At 58.4% G+C, this 17,050-nt stretch carries 17 protein-coding genes; 6 read left to right on the top strand and 11 right to left on the bottom strand.

Translation table 11 applies throughout. From position 1 onward, the window contains the following. Positions 1-196: 196 nt before the first annotated feature. Positions 197-463, bottom strand: a complete 267-nt coding sequence (locus tag IIY41_RS00845) for a hypothetical protein (protein WP_009324764.1) — start codon at positions 461-463, stop codon at positions 197-199. A gap of 166 nt (positions 464-629) precedes the next feature. On the opposite strand from IIY41_RS00845, the gene IIY41_RS00840 reads away from it, so the two are divergent. Further along, entirely contained in the window at positions 630-827 is a 198-nt protein-coding gene (locus IIY41_RS00840; RefSeq protein ID WP_009324763.1) for a helix-turn-helix domain-containing protein, read from the top strand. 97 nt (positions 828-924) lie between these two features. On the opposite strand, the gene rpsR is transcribed toward IIY41_RS00840, so the two are convergent. From rpsR to IIY41_RS00810, 6 genes are all read right to left on the bottom strand, one after another. Continuing rightward, on the bottom strand, positions 925-1,182 hold the full coding sequence (gene rpsR, locus IIY41_RS00835; RefSeq protein ID WP_287399200.1) for a 30S ribosomal protein S18: 258 nt from the start codon (positions 1,180-1,182) through the stop codon (positions 925-927). A 58-nt stretch (positions 1,183-1,240) separates the two neighbouring features. Next, positions 1,241-1,711, bottom strand: a complete 471-nt coding sequence (locus tag IIY41_RS00830) for a single-stranded DNA-binding protein (protein WP_009324760.1) — start codon at positions 1,709-1,711, stop codon at positions 1,241-1,243. Then, on the bottom strand, positions 1,711-2,028 hold the full coding sequence (gene rpsF / locus IIY41_RS00825; RefSeq protein WP_009324759.1) for a 30S ribosomal protein S6: 318 nt from the start codon (positions 2,026-2,028) through the stop codon (positions 1,711-1,713). Before rpsF ends, IIY41_RS00830 begins: the two co-directional genes overlap by 1 nt. Before the next feature lie 260 nt (positions 2,029-2,288). After that, entirely contained in the window at positions 2,289-3,161 is an 873-nt protein-coding gene (gene galU, locus IIY41_RS00820) for a UTP--glucose-1-phosphate uridylyltransferase GalU (protein ID WP_050004957.1), read from the bottom strand. 38 nt (positions 3,162-3,199) lie between these two features. Further along, positions 3,200-3,814, bottom strand: coding sequence for a GNAT family N-acetyltransferase (locus IIY41_RS00815; protein ID WP_287399197.1), 615 nt, complete (start codon positions 3,812-3,814; stop codon positions 3,200-3,202). Positions 3,815-3,844: 30 nt separating this feature from the next. Further along, positions 3,845-4,825: an RING finger protein gene (locus IIY41_RS00810; protein ID WP_009324756.1), complete on the bottom strand. Its 981-nt coding sequence runs from the start codon at positions 4,823-4,825 to the stop codon at positions 3,845-3,847. 155 nt (positions 4,826-4,980) lie between these two features. On the opposite strand from IIY41_RS00810, the gene prfB reads away from it, so the two are divergent. Then, positions 4,981-6,093, top strand: a complete 1,113-nt coding sequence (prfB, locus tag IIY41_RS00805) for a peptide chain release factor 2 (protein ID WP_287399195.1) — start codon at positions 4,981-4,983, stop codon at positions 6,091-6,093. 145 nt (positions 6,094-6,238) lie between these two features. On the opposite strand, the gene IIY41_RS00800 is transcribed toward prfB, so the two are convergent. From IIY41_RS00800 to IIY41_RS00785, 4 genes are all read right to left on the bottom strand, one after another. Continuing rightward, positions 6,239-7,315 (bottom strand): zinc-ribbon domain-containing protein, encoded by a 1,077-nt coding sequence (locus IIY41_RS00800; RefSeq protein ID WP_287399194.1) that lies wholly within the window; start codon positions 7,313-7,315, stop codon positions 6,239-6,241. A gap of 321 nt (positions 7,316-7,636) precedes the next feature. Continuing rightward, positions 7,637-8,989 carry an MATE family efflux transporter gene (locus tag IIY41_RS00795; protein WP_050004953.1) on the bottom strand — a complete coding sequence of 451 codons (1,353 nt, stop codon included), beginning with the start codon at positions 8,987-8,989 and terminating at the stop codon, positions 7,637-7,639. A 158-nt stretch (positions 8,990-9,147) separates the two neighbouring features. After that, positions 9,148-10,119 carry an ATP-binding protein gene (locus IIY41_RS00790; protein WP_050004952.1) on the bottom strand — a complete coding sequence of 324 codons (972 nt, stop codon included), beginning with the start codon at positions 10,117-10,119 and terminating at the stop codon, positions 9,148-9,150. Beyond that, positions 10,116-11,048 (bottom strand): DnaD domain protein, encoded by a 933-nt coding sequence (locus IIY41_RS00785; RefSeq protein ID WP_009324751.1) that lies wholly within the window; start codon positions 11,046-11,048, stop codon positions 10,116-10,118. The genes IIY41_RS00790 and IIY41_RS00785 overlap by 4 nt, the downstream gene beginning before the upstream one ends. Before the next feature lie 339 nt (positions 11,049-11,387). Between IIY41_RS00785 and IIY41_RS00780 the strand changes: the two genes are divergently transcribed. The 4 genes from IIY41_RS00780 to IIY41_RS00765 all read left to right on the top strand — a co-directional run bounded on the left by IIY41_RS00780 (position 11,388) and on the right by IIY41_RS00765 (position 16,820). Continuing rightward, entirely contained in the window at positions 11,388-12,281 is an 894-nt protein-coding gene (locus tag IIY41_RS00780) for an SPL family radical SAM protein (RefSeq protein WP_055081630.1), read from the top strand. Between the two features lie 365 nt (positions 12,282-12,646). Further along, positions 12,647-13,039, top strand: a complete 393-nt coding sequence (locus tag IIY41_RS00775; RefSeq protein WP_040910210.1) for a TIGR04076 family protein — start codon at positions 12,647-12,649, stop codon at positions 13,037-13,039. A gap of 464 nt (positions 13,040-13,503) precedes the next feature. Next, on the top strand, positions 13,504-15,258 hold the full coding sequence (locus tag IIY41_RS00770) for a sensor histidine kinase (RefSeq protein ID WP_117460178.1): 1,755 nt from the start codon (positions 13,504-13,506) through the stop codon (positions 15,256-15,258). Beyond that, positions 15,243-16,820: a response regulator transcription factor gene (locus IIY41_RS00765; protein ID WP_009324748.1), complete on the top strand. Its 1,578-nt coding sequence runs from the start codon at positions 15,243-15,245 to the stop codon at positions 16,818-16,820. The genes IIY41_RS00770 and IIY41_RS00765 overlap by 16 nt, the downstream gene beginning before the upstream one ends. The last annotated feature ends 230 nt before the right edge of the window (positions 16,821-17,050 follow it).

Here is a 17,050-nt window from a genome sequence, read left to right as displayed (position 1 = left end):
GGGCCAAAACTGCGCAGCACCCTTGAAACGGGAATTTTCGATGCAGAGCAAGGAAAATTGCCGCAGGCACCCTTTGTGGTTGTCAAGGCGATTTGACGAAGCTATGCGCGGAAATTCCCGCTTCAAGGACGATGTTTTCTTGCGCCAACACGCCTAATACAGGCGGGGCGCTTTTTGCTGCGGCGGGTTGAGAAGATCAGGCTTTGCTTGCGGCGTTCGCGGCGGCAAGGCAGGCCCCGCACAGCCAGCGCCTGCCGCCCAGGGAAACAAGGTCCTGTGCGCCGCCGCACGCACAGCACTGCGGGCGCGGATGGTTTTGGGCGCGCAGCAGCAGAGCATCCTGCGCGGGCAAGGCTTCCGCCTCCAGCACTTCGTCCGACGTCCAGCCCAGCAAACTGAACGCTTCCCGGGGCAGCACCACGCGATGCAAAGAATCCACGCGGCGGTCTTTCCAAAGGTTCATATATAAGCACCACCTTTTGTTTTCTTTTATCCTAACAAAAACAGCTTAAATAGTCAATCTATAAATATATTATTTTATAACACACTATTTTAATAACGACTATTTGTGCGTTTTACTATGCCATACAATAGAGTATAAAAGATACAACAAGAAATGAGAAATAAGCATGTTGCAATTTAACGTTCAAGCACTTTTAGACAAAAAAGATAAAACAAGATACTGGCTTGTAAAACAGATGGGAACGGACTATGCGACCGTGAACAAAATCTGCGACAACGCCAGCAAATCTGTGCGTATCGACACGCTGGAGCGTCTGATGAAAGCGCTGGACTGCGAAGTGCAGGACCTGTTTACCGAAGAATGAACATCAGCCGCTCGGGCGGCAAAACGCCTGTGTTTTCGTGCAAAACAAAAAAGGGCCGCACGGTGTTAACCGTGCGGCCCTTTGTATGCCGGTAAAATCAGTCGCTCACGTAGGGCAGCAGCGCAACATGGCGCGCACGCTTGATGGCGACGGTCAGCTCACGCTGATGGAAAGCGCAGGTACCGGTAACGCGGCGGGGAATGATCTTCGCGCGCTCGGAAATGTACTTGCGCAGGCGGGGGATGTCTTTATAGTCAATGTGGTCGAGACGGTCCACGCAGAAGCTGCAAACCTTCTTGCGGCGTCCACGGGGGCGGCCACCACGGCTATCCTGACGGTCTCTGTCGAAAGGCATGGTGTTTTCCTCCTTGTCTCAAAGTAGCGGAAGGGGCGCGCCGGGCACGTCCGCCTCCTTAAAACGGTAGATCTTCGTTGTCGTCGATCACGGCGAAATCGTCGGCGCTGCCGGCCGCATAGCTGACGGGCTCTGCGGGCGCGGGACGCGCGGCGGGAGCCTGCATGGGCGCGGGCGCGCCGTAGCCGCCCTGGCCGCCGGTGCTGCCGCTCTTTTCGCCGGTAAAGTGGACGTTGTTCGCAACGACCTCAAACGCATAGCGCTTGTTGCCGGTTTTGTCCTCATACGTGCGCGTCTGGATGGAACCGTCCACGGCGATGAGGTTGCCTTTGTGGAAATACTTGCAAACAAATTCCGCAGTCTGGCGCCAGACCACGATGTCGATAAAGTCTGCTTTGCGCTCTTCACCGGCACGCACAAAGCTGCGGTCCACCGCGATACGGAACGTGCATGTCGCAACGCCGTTCGGGGTGTGGCGCAGTTCGGGGTCCGCTACAAGGCGGCCCATCAAAGCTACAACATTCAGCATTATTTTGCCTCCGTTTCAGCTTTCGCGGGAACGGCTTCTTCTTTCGCCACGATCATGGAACGCAGCACGCCGTCGGTGATCTTGTAGACACGGTCGAGCTCGGCGGGGAAGTCGGCTTCACTCGTGAAGTTGATCAGAGTGTAAACGCCTTCGTTCTCCTTGTTGATCGGGTATGCAAGGCGACGCTTGCCCCAATCCTCGACAGAATCGATCGTACCATTCGCTTCGATGAGGGATTTGAACTTGCCGACCAGCGCGGCCGTGGCTTCCTCGTCGAGAGTAGCGGTGGTAACCAGCATTGTTTCATACTTTGCCATTTCTGTGCACCTCCTTTTGGACGTAAGGCCCCCGAAGGGGCAAGGATTACCTGCCTGTTCACGGCAAGCAACTAATTATACAATAAAAACACCGTGCCCGTCAAGCATATTGTGGACAGGCACGGCATTTTTTATGACTTGGTTTGTAAAGAACAGCCGCGGGCTGTTTTCGGCTCTGCGGCCGTTCCGGAGCCGTAACCGCTGAAATGCGTTTTGCGGCGCGGAACAATAAGAACTTTTGTCTTTGTGCCTTCAGCGCCCTACAGCGTTTTGGAAAGTTCTTTCAGGTAAGCGCGGAACGCCGGGCCGATCTCCGGATGCTTCAGCGCGGTCTCCACCTGGGCCTCCATCACGCCCAGCTTGTTGCCCATGTCGTAGCGTTTCCCGGTGAAATCAACGCCCGTCATGCCGCCGGTGCGCGCCAGCACGGCCATGGCGTCCGTAAGCTGGATCTCGCCGCCCGCGCCGGGCTGCGTCTTCTCGAGGATGCCGTAAATCTCCGGTGTAAGCAGGCAGCGTCCCAGGATGGAGAACAGGCTGAATTCCTGTCCGGGCGCAGGCTTCTCGATCATGTCGGTGATGTTGTACAGGTTGCCCGAAAGATGGTCCAACTTCATGGAGGAGTATTTCACGATATCGGCGGGAGAGACCTCCTTAATGCCCACGCAGGCCTTTCGGTACTGCGCGTAAGCGCGGCAGAGCTGCGCAGCTACAGGGTCCTCGCCCATGATGACGTCGTCGCCGTACAGAACGACAAAGGGTTCATCCTGAGTGAAAGGACGCGCTTTCAGAATGGCGTGACCCAGCCCTTTTGTCTCTTTTTGGCGCAGAAAAAAGATATCCGCCAGGCCCGCGATGGAGCGTACGTCCTCCAGCATCTTTTCCTTGCCGGGTTTCGCAAGGCCGGCCTCCAGCTCGGGGGCGCGGTCGAAATGGTCTTCCATGATGCCCTTGCCGCGGCCGGTGATGATGAGGATCTCCTCGATGCCGGCGGCGACGGCCTCCTCCACGATGTACTGGATGGCAGGCTTGTCCACAATGGGGAGCATCTCCTTGGGCATGGCCTTTGTGGCGGGCAGCACGCGGGTGCCCAGGCCTGCCGCGGGGATGACGGCTTTACGGATCTTCTGCATGGGAAACATTCTCCTTTGGTATTTTCTTTTTTACAGCCCTACAGGGCGGGGAAAACATGAGCCGAGACTTCCTCCTCCACAAAATGAACGGCGGATTCATTCCAGTATTTTTGATACACCCGGCTGCCGTTGCCATCCAGATTCAGCTGGTAAAGGCGGAAAGTGACCAAGAGATCCTTAGGCTGCCATTGCTCTTCATAAGAATACTGGTACTTCATCCCGATTTGCCGCATCACGCCGCCGCTTCGGGGATTGTTGACATCGTGCGTGGCCGTGATATAGGGCAGCCCGTCCCGCTTTACTTGTGCGGTGACGGCCCTTCCGGCCTCGGTGGCGATTCCCTGATGCCAGAATTCCGCGCGCAGGCCATAGCCGAAATCGTGGGGCTCGGCCATATCTACCTTGACATATCCGATGGGTCGGTTGCCGCGCTTCAGGCAGATGGCGTAGGCATAGGCCTGTGGCTCCGCGTAAAGGGATGCGTAGCGGTCTTCAAAGAATTTTCGGGCCTCATCCATGCTTTGCAGGGGAAACCAGGACAGAAACCGGTTCACATCCGGATCGCGGTATATTTGATACAGGGCCTCCAGGTCATTCTCCGTGAATTTGCGCAGGATCAGGCGTTCGGTCTCCAATGTGGGAGTATTGCTCAATTTGTTCCTCCCTTTTGCCCGAAGGGGATTTTAGTAAAGATAAAAGGCGGACATCAGGCGATCCGGCCCGATCCATGCGGAAAACGCAAAGCTGCACACCAGCAGCAGCACGCCCACCAGGACCACGGCCACACGGGACGGCCCGCCGCGGCGTTCCAGCTCGGTGCGGTAGCGGTCGTCGTCGGTGCTGTCGTCCTTCATGGCGCGCATCCGCCTGGCCGCGCTCTGGCGGAACAGGTAAAAACCGAACAGGCACGAGGCGATGCGAACGCCCCAGTTCAGAAGCCCGCACACTGTGATGAGCGTGGAGAGCGCCGAGGCGGAGAGAGGCAAAGCCGTGGCGATGCCCAGCGCAGCCATGAGCGAAAGGAGGGACGGGATGCTTACGATAAGGGACACCGCCAGCGCCAGCGCGCCCCAGCCCCACATTTTGCGGTAGAAGAAATAAAACTCCGGGATGAACAGCGCGCTCCAGCAAAAGCTGGTCTTGCGCCCGCTTTCATCCATGCGCTGGAACTGATACAGATAATACGGCGCGGAATTGCCGATGTACTTCATCCAGTCCTGCGTGGAGATGCCGTCGTATTCCTTGGCCAGATGGAGCTGCGTCATCACGTCGCCGGTGGCGTATTGCGCGCCCGGCCCGCCGAAGCCGCCGGGCATGCCCGTGCCGCTCATACCCGGCTCGGCATACTGTGGGCTGCTCTGCGCCGCCTGGGGCGGTACGCCCCCGCGCATGGGCTGGCCGCACCGTTCGCAGAACAGCGTGTCGGGCGGGTTCTGTGCATGGCACACAGGGCAGATCGGCCCGTTGGCATTTACGTCGGGCTTGGCCTCCGGCGGCACGTACTCAAAGCCCTTGCCGTGCTTGGCGCTGAACACGCACCGGCCCTCCGCGGCATAGCATTCCCGGTGATAGGGCGCACCGCATTCCGGGCAGATGACGATGTCGTCTCCCTCTTTCAATACTTTATGGCAGGATGCGCATTTGCAGCCTTTGTAATCCATCATGCAGGGGTTCCTCCAAATTTTCCTATATATCCCTATCTTACTCCAAACAGGCCGTGAAAGTAAAGGGCAAAGCGCCTTTACAAGCGGCTTTGTTTCAATTATAATAGAAAAATATGAACAAATACCATACTGCGGGAAAATAAAGTGAGGATTCTATGGTAATTTTAGATGAAGTAAAGCGCCGCCTTTCCGAGCTGGCGCCGGAAGTAACGGATCTGCACGACGCGCTGGCCATCGAGCGCAGCAGGGTGCGTCTGGAGGAGCTGGAGCAGAAGAGCGCCAGCCCGGAGTTTTACGACGACGCGGCAGCGTCCGGCGCGGTGTTTGCCGAGATGGGCGAGCTGAAGGACAGGCTGGAGCAGTACGCCGCTTTGCAGACCATGCTGGAGGATGCCGAAACGCTGCTGGAAATGTGTGCGGAAGACGACGACCCCGCCCTGGCGGAGGAGGCCGACGCGGCCGTGAACAGCTTGGACGCCAAGGTGGAGGAGCTGCGCCTTGTGACGCTGCTGAATGGAGAATATGACGCGAACAATGCCATCCTGACCTTCCATGCGGGCGCGGGCGGCACAGAGGCTCAGGACTGGGTGGAGATGCTGTACCGCATGTACACGCGCTTTGCCGCACGCCACAACTGGACCGTGAAGGTGCTGGACTATCTGGAGGGCGACGAGGCGGGCATCAAGTCCGCGTCCATTCTGGTGGAGGGGCACGACGCCTACGGCTTTTTGCGCAGCGAAAACGGCGTGCACCGCCTGGTGCGTGTTTCGCCCTTCGATGCCTCCGGGCGCCGCCATACCAGCTTTGCCTCGCTGGAGGTCATGCCGGAGCTGGACGACGCCATCACTGTGGAGATCAAGCCGGAGGACATCAAAATGGAGGTGTTCCGCTCCTCCGGCGCGGGCGGACAGCACATCAACAAGACAAGCAGCGCCGTGCGTCTCATCCATATTCCTACGGGCATCGTGGTGAGCTGCCAGAACGAGCGCAGCCAGTTCCAGAACCGCGACATGTGTATGAAGATGCTGGCCGCGAAGCTGTATCAGATCAAAGAGCGCGAGCATCTGGACAAAATCAGTGATATCAAAGGCGTGCAGAACGCCATCGCTTGGGGCAGCCAGATCCGCAGCTATGTATTCATGCCCTATACGCTGGTCAAGGATCACCGCACAGGCTTTGAAAACGGCAACGTCAACGGCGTGATGGACGGAGATCTGGACGGCTTCATCAACGCATATCTGAAAATGTCCAGCAAGGGCGAGCTGTAAGCGCGCCGCGGCTGAAAAACAGCAGTATTCATAGATGTGGATAGAGAAAAGCGCCCTGTTTTCCAAGTGAGGAAAACAGGGCGCTTTTGAAAGCTGTTTTTTGCCGCCGCCTTATGCGGCCGTGAATGGGCAATGGGAGGAAGCGTCAGGAAGGGAGCTGTGCACCGCACTGCGTACAGAATTTTGCCTGCACACTGTACGGCGCGCCGCAGAACTGGCAATACCGGATTGCCAGCGGCTGAGGGTCGGGTTGAGCCGTGGAGGGCGGCACTGCGTCAGGTGCGAAAACAGGCCGCGGCGTGGGGGTGGGCACGGGCTGCGCAATGGGCTGGGCCGTAGGCTGCTGGGCAGCTGCCGGGTATGGTGTATAAGATGTGGCGGCCGCCGCGGAAAATGCGGTTTGGTATGCTTTGCGGATGGAAGACAGCATGGCCGAAACCTCCGGAACGGAGACGCGAGACGGATCAAGCGCGCGCACGACCTCACAAGCGATGGCGTCCAGCGGCGGCTCCATTTCGCGCCGGAGGAACGCGGCGTGATACAAATCATACTGACGCAGCGCATTGGAATAAATCGTTTCGCTGTGCCCGAGAAATACGGGAATACGTTCCAATACCAACGGATATGCGTTCATTAAATTGGCGCTTTCCGGTAAACCGCATACATAAGCGGCGGCGGGGTAAAGGATAACCGCCTGAACGTGTTGAGCGGGCATATAGGCAAAGCTGCTTGCGGCGTGCGCCCCGCTGACGGCGTCCAGCAAAAAAAGGACCTTTTGCTCGTATGCGGCAAGAAACTGCTGGTTTTCGTTATCGTTCCAGATGAAATAGTACTTCAAGCGGGCGGATTTACTAAAGTAGACGCACCATGCGGTGAAAACCAATGCCCAGCTGATGAGCTGTACAAATGTGAGGGGAACATCCGCGCCGGGAAGAAAGAACATTCGAAAATACAAGAAAATATTGACAGCGCCGATTGCATAGTAAAAATAGCAGAATTCCCGCCGCCGTGTTCCCAAAAATATAAGCATAAGAACTTGCAGCACAATAACCAGCAAGGTGAAGAAAACCCATAGGGATGCGCCCGAACGGAGGAACGAGAGAATCGAGTTGAGGTTGCTGAACATACCCAAAACCTGCGTGACGATAAAAAATATCATCCAGCCGCTTAATTTTCTGTATTCCAACGGTACGGTATCGTAATATTGCGTTTGATTCTGCACACATTCCACCCCGTTTTTTCGGCCGCAGTACTGCGCGGGCAAGAATGCGGCACAATTTATGAATTAACTGTATAATAAAGCACGAATTTTGTCAATCCAACGGGTGATCAAACACTGCGCCTTTCTGCGTACAGGCGGAACAATAAAATATAGCAGCCGCGCTGCTGTTTTCTATGCACATCCGGGCACTTTGTACCCAGATGCTTGAGGTCTTAAGACCGTGGGCCGGGACGGCCCACCTAGCCGCTTCTTATAGCTTTGCTGTGCAAAGCTATAAAAAAACACGGCCGCCTCTGTTCCCAGGGCGGCCGTGTCCGTTTTTCAGATATGACGGATCTTTTTGTTGTACAGGCTGCGGTAGAATACCACTGCCAGCGTTACGGAGGCGACCTCCGCAATGAGGAAGCTGAACCACACGGCGTCCAGCCCGCCGAGCTTGGCAAGCACAAAAGCGCAGGGCAAAAGCAGCAGCAGCTGGCGCACCGCGCTCATGACCAGGCTGAGCATGCCGTCGCCCAGTGCCTGGAATACACTGGAAAACACGATGGCCACGCCCGCGAAGCAAAAGCTGACGGAGATGATGCGCAGGGCGGGAATGCCGATGGAGAGCATCGTGTCCGATGCGCTGAACAGGCTCAGCAGCGGGCCGGGCGCCACCTGGAAGATCACTGTGCCCAGCGCCATGATGGCGGTCGTCATCAGCAGCGAGAGCCGCGTAGCCTGCTGAATGCGCTGGCTGCTGCGCGCGCCATAGTTGTAGCCCACGATGGGCACCAACGCGTTGGTGACGCCGAACACGGGCATGAACACAAAGCTCTGCAGCTTGAAATACACGCCGAACACGGAAACAGCCGTCTCGGTGAAAGCGATGAGGATTTTGTTCATGCCGAAAGTCATCACGCTGCCGATGCTCTGCATGATGATGGAGGGCAGGCCCACCTGATAGATGCCCTTGATGGAGTGCCAGTCCGGCCGGAAGCGGCGGAAGTTGAGACGCACCTCATGGTTTTTCACATGGTTGATGCCGATGCCTACGGCCATGCCGCAGAACTGGCCGATGACCGTGGCCCAGGCCGCGCCTGCCACCCCCATGGCCGGCAGGCCCAGCCAGCCGAAAATAAAGACAGGGTCCAGGATGATGTTCACCACGGCGCCCGTCATCTGGCTGATCATCTGGTATACCGTCTTGCCCGTTACCTGCAGCACACGCTCCATGGTCACGGACATGAACAGCCCGAGGGAGAACACGGTAACGATCCACATGTAGTCCGTGCCGCCCGCGAGGATCTCGGCGTTCTGTGTGAACGCTCCCATAAACAGGCCGCTGCACGCCGCGCCGAACACCGCAAAAACAGCCCAGCTCAGCATGGTGACGAAGATGCCGTTTTCCGCCACTTTATTGGCGGCTTCAAAGTTTTTTTCACCCAAACGGCGGGACAAAAGCGCGTTGATGCCCACGGCGGTGCCCACGGACACCGCGATCATCAGGTTCTGCACCGGAAAGGCCAGGCTCACGCTGGTCAGTGCGTTTTCGCTCACCATCGAGACGAACACGCTGTCCACCACGTTGTACAGCGCCTGCACCAGCATGCTGAGCATGATGGGGAACGCCATGCTCGGCAGCAGCCTGTTGATGGGCTGCGTGCCCATGATATTCTCTCTTCTTTCTTCCATTTTTCACGATTCTCCTGTCTTTTTTACAATACCTTACTATTCTAACATACAATATAATAGAAGAAAACGGGGAACAATGCCGGAATGGCAGCGTTCCCCGTTGCAGTATGTGCGCTTTTTGTACAAAAATCCTGGTGAAATTTTTCACCAATATTCCGTCATTTGTCCATGAGCCGGATATCGGTGCCGCAGAAGCACAGTGTTTCGCAGCTGCCCAGCAGGCGGGAAACCACCTTTTCGGTATAACGGCGCTGCAGGTCGGCGTCGTTGACGATGTTGCTGGTGTAGATGGTGGGCAGGCGGCGGCACACGCGGGTATTGACAAGGCTGTACAGGCAGCTGTTTACATAAGGGGAAATATACTCCGTGCCGAGGTCGTCCAGAATAAGCAGCTCCGCGCTTTGCAGCGTGGCCATGGTGTCGCCCTCGCCGGAGGCGAAGCGCTCGCGTTCGATGGCGTCAAACGCGTTCTGCGCGCTGACATACACCACGTCGCAGCCCTTTTGCAGCACGGTATTGGCGATGGAGAGGGCAAGATGTGTTTTCCCAAGCCCCGCGCTGCCGAACAGGTACAGGCTGGTACTCTCCCGCGGGGAGAAATGCGCCGCATAATATTTGCAGTATTCCAGTACCTGGGCCATATGCTGCCGGGCCGTGAGGCCAAGCTCCGGCACCAGTGTATCCGGATATTTTTCCAGCGCGAACGTCTCGAAGGAGCACAGCGAGAGCGGGGAAGAGGCGTTCACCTGCTGCTGGCGCAGCTGCCGCACCAGCGCGTGCACGCATTCGCACACCTCGCCGCCGTCGCGCCCGGTGTCCTGACAGATGGGACAGGTATACGCGGGGACAAGGCGCGCGGCAATATCCGGGTGAGCGGCCAGCAGCGCGTCCCGCTCCCTGTCGAACTGTGCGGCGCGGGCCAGCGCCGCGTCCACGGCCGTCCGCTCCGCGCCCATGGCTGCCAGACGCGCGGCCTCGATGCCGGCTGCGGTGCGTCCGTTTTCCAGCGCGGCCAGACCGGGCACTGTCTGCGCGGCTTGAGCGGCCGCGGCGCGGGCAGCTGTAACAGCACGCTGCCGGCGGCCCGCTACGATGCTCTGCGCCCGGCGGTAAAGCTCATCCCTGTTCATTGTGTTTTCCCTTCCTGCGGCATGCCCGGCACACGCGGTGCGCGCCGCAGCCCGCCGCCCAGAATATTGTGTTTCACGGCGGGCGCGGCAGCCTGCACGTTGCTCGAGCCCATGGCGCTTTCGGCCATTACGTCGCGCACGGTTTTGTAGCCCTTGGTGTACCATGCGCGCAGGATGCCGTTGACATATTTTACGCTTTTTTTCTCGCCCGCGTAGGCGGCAGCCTCGGCGATCATGTCCGGACCGTAACCGTAGCTTTCGTACCAGTCCGCGATGGCACGGCTGTCGGCTTTGGTGAACTTGGCGTCGGCAAGGCCCAGCAGCTTTGCGGTTTCTTTTTCGTGGGCCGCGCGTTGGTCCAGCAGACGCAGATAGCGCTCGGCGGCTTCGCCGGAATCGATACCCTCCCGCTGCCAGCCCAGCAGCGCACGCTCGATGTACCGGGCGCTGCGCTTGCCCAGCGCGGCAAAATGGGCCACGCCCAGCAGGATCATATCCACAGGCATGCCGTCGGAAAGGTACATCGAGACGAGAATGTTGGTGTCCGCCTGCGTAATGACGCCGCCCATCAGCGCCTGGCATTCCTGCACCAATCCCGCAATGGCGGGGTCGCCCTGTGCCGCGCTGGCAACCTCAGGCGTGGTCAGGTGTGCGCGAGGCGCGGGCGCGGCGTCAATGCCACCGCGGGCCTGCGGTTCGCCGCAGCTCTCCAAAAGGCCGGCGCCTTTCCAGTAAACAAGCGCCGTCTGCGCCCGCTCCGGGCTTTTTAGGCGCAGCGCCGCGGCAATGCGCGCGGGGTCGGTTTCGCCTGTCGCCACGACAAACAGTGCCACGCGCAGCCAGTCGTCCTCCAGCTCCGGCAGCTTGGCAATCACCAGCTGCGGCACGGCCACGCTGTCCCCTTTGTTTTCCACAAGACGGTATGCCATCGTTTGGTTTCTTCCCTTCAAAAATCGCTGACATCCGCGCCATTTCAAACGCAAAGAGGGCGCTGCCGGCTTTGTGCGCAGATATCGGCTTTTATTGTAGCATATTTTTGCCCGGTTTGCTACAATAAAAGCAGCGCAGACGTTCCGGACGGAACAGCCGGACCTGCCCGGCTGCCCGAAAAAGAACGCCGCCGCCCCGGCCGCGCAAAGAGCTGCGGCCGCGATTGCGGGGAAGACGGGCTTTCCGTGGTAAAAAACGCCGCCGCCCCGGCTGCGCAGAGAGATTCAGCCGCAACTGCCGGTAAAACGGGCTTCCCATTGTTAAAAAGGAGGGCGCTTATGGATGTGCCGACCATCCCGGCCAGGAGCATTGTCATCAAAAACAAAAGCACCGCCTGGTTCGGCACCCGGTATACGATGAACATTTACAGGGGCTGCAGCCACGGCTGTATTTACTGCGACAGCCGCAGCGAGTGTTACGGCGTGCAGGATTTTGATACCGTGCGCGTAAAATCGGACGCGCTGGCCGTCATACGGAACGACCTTCGCTCCAAGACGCAGAGCGGCGTGGTGGCCACAGGCTCCATGAGCGACCCTTACAATCCGTTTGAAAAGGAGCTGCAGCTGACGCGCCACGCGCTGGAGCTGTTGGATGCTTACGGCTTCGGCGCGGCCGTCGCCACAAAAGGGACGCTCATCACCCGGGACGCGGATATCCTGCGGGAGATCGCGTCCCATTCGCCGGTGCTGTGCAAGATAACGGTGACGACCTGCGACGATGCGCTGGCCGCGAAGCTGGAGCCGCGCGCGCCTTCGTCCTCGGCGCGGCTGGCGGCTGTGGAGAAGCTGGCGGGGCAGGGCATTTTTACAGGCGTTCTGCTGATGCCCGTCCTACCTTTCCTGGAGGATACGCCGGACGGGGTGCGCAGGCTGGTGCGGGCGGCGTACAACGCAGGGGCGCGCTTTGTGTACCCGGTCTTCGGCGTGACGCTGCGCCAGAACCAGCGGGCCTATTTTCTGGACAGGCTGGACGAGCTGTTCCCCGGCGCAGGGCTGCGGGCGCGGTATGTGCGGCAGTTCGGCACACAGTATGAATGCCGCAGCCCGCGGGCGCGGGAGCTGTGGCAGGCGTTTACGGGAGAATGCCGCGCAACGGGCCTTCTGTATGGCATGCAGGATATTGTGGCAGCGTATCGGCAGGGCTACGGCAGCGGACAACTCAGCTTTTTGTAGCGGAGCGGCAGCCTGGACTTCGGGCAGCGTGCCCGCAGAGTTTTTTCAGCCGGGCTTTTGCGGCGGCCGTGGGATATGGTAAAATAACCGCAGGTCGTTTTTAGGCTGTCCAAAAGCTTTGAGCGGTGAAAGGCCTTGCAAATACTATAAGTTTGTGCCCCTCAAGGTGCTTTAAATAAGAACAATTTTTGACACTTTGGCGCCCAGATGGCGCTTGAATTTCCCATAGAGAAATAAAACGATACGGACAAATATAAGGGAGAACCATCCATATAAATGGAAAAAGGAGAGGGGAACTTGTATATGTATGGTCTGACCCGATCGAACAAATTAACGAACATGAAGTTGCAAAGGATCGATGTATTATGAAACATAAAGTGAAAGTAACGGTAATAGATAAAAAGCTATATCCAGAATTGCAGCAACAGTATTGTGCAGACTCTGATTCGGGTTCTTGCCCTTGCTATAATGTTGGCGATGAATTTGTTTTTTATCGTAATGATGAAAGAGATGATTTCTGGCATATGGGGTTGAATACCTTAACGAAAACAACGTCGGATCCTGATACAGTGGCCGGCGGACCCAAAATGCCACATTGTTCAGAAGCCTGGGATGCAATTTCAAGATACATCTACACAGGGCTGCAGGGTGGCTCGATTATGAAAGGTTGGATGAAAGAAGAGAATACAATGATAGCTTGTTGCTCAGATGGAACAAGGCCTGTAATATTTAAGATTGAGAGAATTGACGAAAAATAAGTATAATTCCAAGCAGTACTTATGTGTATTGTCTTATTTGTGGTGCTAAAATGGTGGCTCGAGCCTGCAAAACCAACTTATACGACGATATGAAAATACAGGCGTTTTTCTCGCTTCAATAAACATTTGCAGGAAGTTATAAGACGATTTCCGTCTCTATAATCGATAAAAAATAGCCGAAGATTGTTTTTCAGATCCTGCGGACTGTCCCCGGCCCGCGGCTATCTTTTTATTGCGGAGCAATAAAAAAACAGCCCGCGCCTGTTTTGGGTCTCTGCGGGCGGTCTAAACAGCGGCAGTGCCGCCGCTTTTATGTGCAGCCGGGCCGCTCGGGATTTTAAGAGCGTGATCCGGGGGGCCACAGGAGGGTTTCCCGGCTTTGCGAAGCAAAGCCGGGAAAGACGAGCCGCTTCGGCGCAGAGCGCCGCGGCCACAGCGGCACAGCGCCGCGCGGGAGGAATTTTATGAGAAAAAAGGCGAGCGTGCGCCGCACGTTTTACCGTTCATTCTGTCTGCTGATCGTGCTGCCGCTGGTGGCGGTGGCTGCCGCCGGCTCGGCCCTGCTGTACCGCAAGCTGCTGGCCGACGCACGGGAAATGGTGCAAATGCGGCAGGAGGCGGTGTCTTCCGCGCTCACACAGGACGTGCGGCAGGCTTCGCTGCAGCTGGCGCATTTCCTTCTTTCAGAAGACAGCGAGGGCCTTGCTCTGGTGGACGAGCTGCCCGCGTCATCCAGCCGCCGGTATGAAACGGCCGCCCGGCTGGAGAGCATTTTTGATTATTACCGCCTGACGGGCCGCCGCCTGGAGGCGCTGCACCTGTATCTGACGGACGGTACGTCCTATCAGCTGTATACAGGCCTGGCCGTGCCGCAGAACCGGGTGAAGGAAGCCGCGTGGTACCGCGCCGCCCGGCAGAGGCCGGGGGAGGTCTGTGTGGGCGTGGCGGAGCCGGGAACGCTGCTCTCCGGCAAAAACCGGCGCGGAGATCTGCTGCTGACGGCGGCGCTCCAGGTGGAGCCGGGATATGGTGGGAGCGCGCTGGAAGTGGCATGCCTTTATTTTGAGACGGACGCGGAGGAGATGTTGGAAAGCTACAACAGTGAAGCAGGCGCGGTGCGGATGGCGCTGGCTCTGGATGGGGCGTTCCTGGCCGGGGACGAGGCGCTGGCACCGGCCGTAGAGCGTTTCCTGGGGCCGGAGGGCGTTCCCGGCGGCGGAATGGATTGGGGCATCGCCACACAGGTGCGCAACACAGGCCTCACCGTGGTGTCTCTGGTGGACAACCGGAAGCTGATGGCGGGCTACGAACGGACGCTGTGGCTGTGCGCCGGAGCGGTGGCCGCGATGCTGGGCTCGTACGCGCTGTTTTCGGTGCTGTTTCTGCGGCGCATTGTGCTGCCGGTGCAGCATCTGAACGAGGGCATGGAGCATCTGCAGCAGGGGGATTTCACCCATAAGCTGCCGCCCGAGGGCCACCTTGAGATGCGCCAGCTTCTGCAGCGCTATAACGATACCGGTGACAGGATGCAGGCCCTGATCGAGGAGAACCGCCTGCGGGAGGAGCAGCGCTATGCCGAGGAGCTGAAGGCCCTGCAAAGTGAGATCAACCCTCATTTTCTGCTGAATACCGTCAATACCATCCGTTTTATGGCGGACCTTGCGCGCTTTGATTCCATCCGTGACATGGCGGCGGACCTGATGGAGATTCTGCGCTGTATGCTGCGGACTCCCGCAGAGCGCTATACGCTGGCGGACGAGGCGAAAATACTGGAAGCGTATATCCATATCATGGAGGTGCGGTATTCCGGCAGCTTCAGCTTCCGGTGCGCTTTCAGCCCCGAGAGCCTGGCGTGCCGTTTGCCCAAGCTGCTGCTGCAGCCTCTGGTGGAAAACGCCCTGCTCCACGGCCTGGAGGGCTGCGAGGACGGCGAGGTCAGCCTGTCCGGGCGCACGGAGGACGGCGTTTTGTACCTGAGCGTCTGCGACAACGGTGTAGGGATGGACCCGGAGCGGCTGGCCGCGTGCCTGTCCGGCCCCGGTGAGGGAAAAGCCGGCTCATCCATCGGCTTGGCGAACGTGCAGCGGCGCATCCTGCTGCAATACGGTGCGCCTTATGGCCTGTGGGTGGACAGCGCGCCGGGCCGCGGCACCTGTATTTCGATCACGCTGCCCGCTGGGAGCGGGCGGGAAGGAGGCTTGCCATGCTGCGCGCAATAATCGTGGACGACGAGATCCTGGTGCGGGCCACGCTGGAAAAAATGGTGGACTGGGCGGCCGAGGGCTTTCAGCTTGCGGGCTGCTACGCCAATGGACAGGCCGCGTTGGAGGCTATGGAGCGGTGTCCGGCGGACCTTGTGTTCACAGATATCAAAATGCCCGTCTGCAGCGGGCTGGAATTCATCGACGGCGTGCATGCCCTGGGCCTTGCGCCCCACATCGTAGTGCTCAGCGCTTTCGATGAATTCCCTCTGGTGAAGCAGGCGTTCAAAAAAGGGGCGGCGGACTATGTGCTCAAGCAGGAGATCGTTCCCGCCCGCATGCTGGAGCTGGTACGCGAGGCACGGGCGGCACTGTGTGCCGGCGGCGATGCGCCGGCACCCGCCCCAGGCGCGGCGCCGCTGCGTGATACCAATGCCATTTTGCAGGACGTGATTTTCCACAACGCGCTGCCGGGGGAACTGCCAGGGCTGGAGCAGGGCTATGTTGTGGCCTGCTTCTTTCTGGATGAAATATACCGGGAGATGGCGCGTCTGGGCACGGACGTGAATGCTACGCTGACCCAGCCCCTGACAAAGCTGGTGATGCAGATGCCGCAGTTCCGCTCCACCGACGGTTTTTATTCCTTTGACATGTCGCGCCACTTTTTGTTTTATTCTTTGGCACAGCCCGGCCGTACGGTGGAAAAGGCCCGCACCTTTCTGGCGCAGGTGCAGCGCGCATGGAAGAATTACATGAATATTTCCTGTACGGTGGGCATGGCCGCGCCCCATGCCGAGCCGGAGACGTCGTTTTACACGGTGCTGGAGCAGGCCGAGACCAACACCACCCTGCGCTATGTGCTGGGTCCGGGGCGTATCTATGACGAAAGCTATTATCCGCAATTCGACCCCGTGACGGCGCTGCGCCAGGCAAAAAGCTGCATGCCCTTTATCCGTGCCGTAATGGAGGCCGATTTCGCGCAGGTGGAGCAGTATAAGAATGAGTTGGTGGGCTATATGCAGGACCTGCCGCTGGAGCAGGGCCAGTCTCTGGCGCTGCTGTACCTGTACAATTTGTATTATGAGATGGGCTTTTACGATATGCAGGTCGCCTACAAGCTGGGGCTGGACCACCGCCTGTACCAAAGGCTGCGCGCCATCGAGACCCAGCGGGACCTGGTGATCTATTTCACCTCGGTGCTGCGGCGCATCATGGAATATTTTGAATCCAACTACGACCAACAGTTCCCGGACCCCGTCCTGCGGGCCAAGCGTTTTCTGGACGACAGCTACATGCGCGCGGACCTGACGCTGGGCGAGGTGGCGCAGCGCAGCGGCTACAATGAAAAATATTTCTGCACGCTGTTCAAAAAGCGGTTCGACGTATCCTATTCCGACTACCTCACGGGCCTGCGCATTGCCGCCGCGCGGGAGCTGCTGGAGAAAACCAATATGCGCATGTACGAGGTCTGCGACGCGGTGGGCTACAACAGCGTGGAGCATTTTCTGCGTACGTTCAAACGGGCGACGGGGCAGACGCCGCTGCAATACCGGAAGGAAAATGTAAAAAAACATCAATAAAACAAACTCCGTGTCATTTTAAGGCGCGGAGTTTTTGTGTTATGCTCATAGTATGTTTTACAGAGTGCGCGGCGGCACGGCGGGCGTCTTGCCGCCGCGGCACAGCTTAAAGGAGGAAAATCATGATGAAAAAAGTTTTGGCACTGGCTCTGTGCGTGTGCATGGCCGCCATGCTGCTGGCGGGCTGCGGCGGCGCGGGCAGCTCTTCCGCCGCCGCTTCCGCTTCCGGC

This window comes from Ruthenibacterium sp. (assembly GCF_017421385.1).
Classification (GTDB): Bacteria; Bacillota; Clostridia; order Oscillospirales; family Ruminococcaceae; genus Ruthenibacterium; species Ruthenibacterium lactatiformans.
The sequence above is the reverse complement of the archived record's forward strand: the minus strand, read 5'-3'. Positions and strand labels throughout refer to the sequence as shown.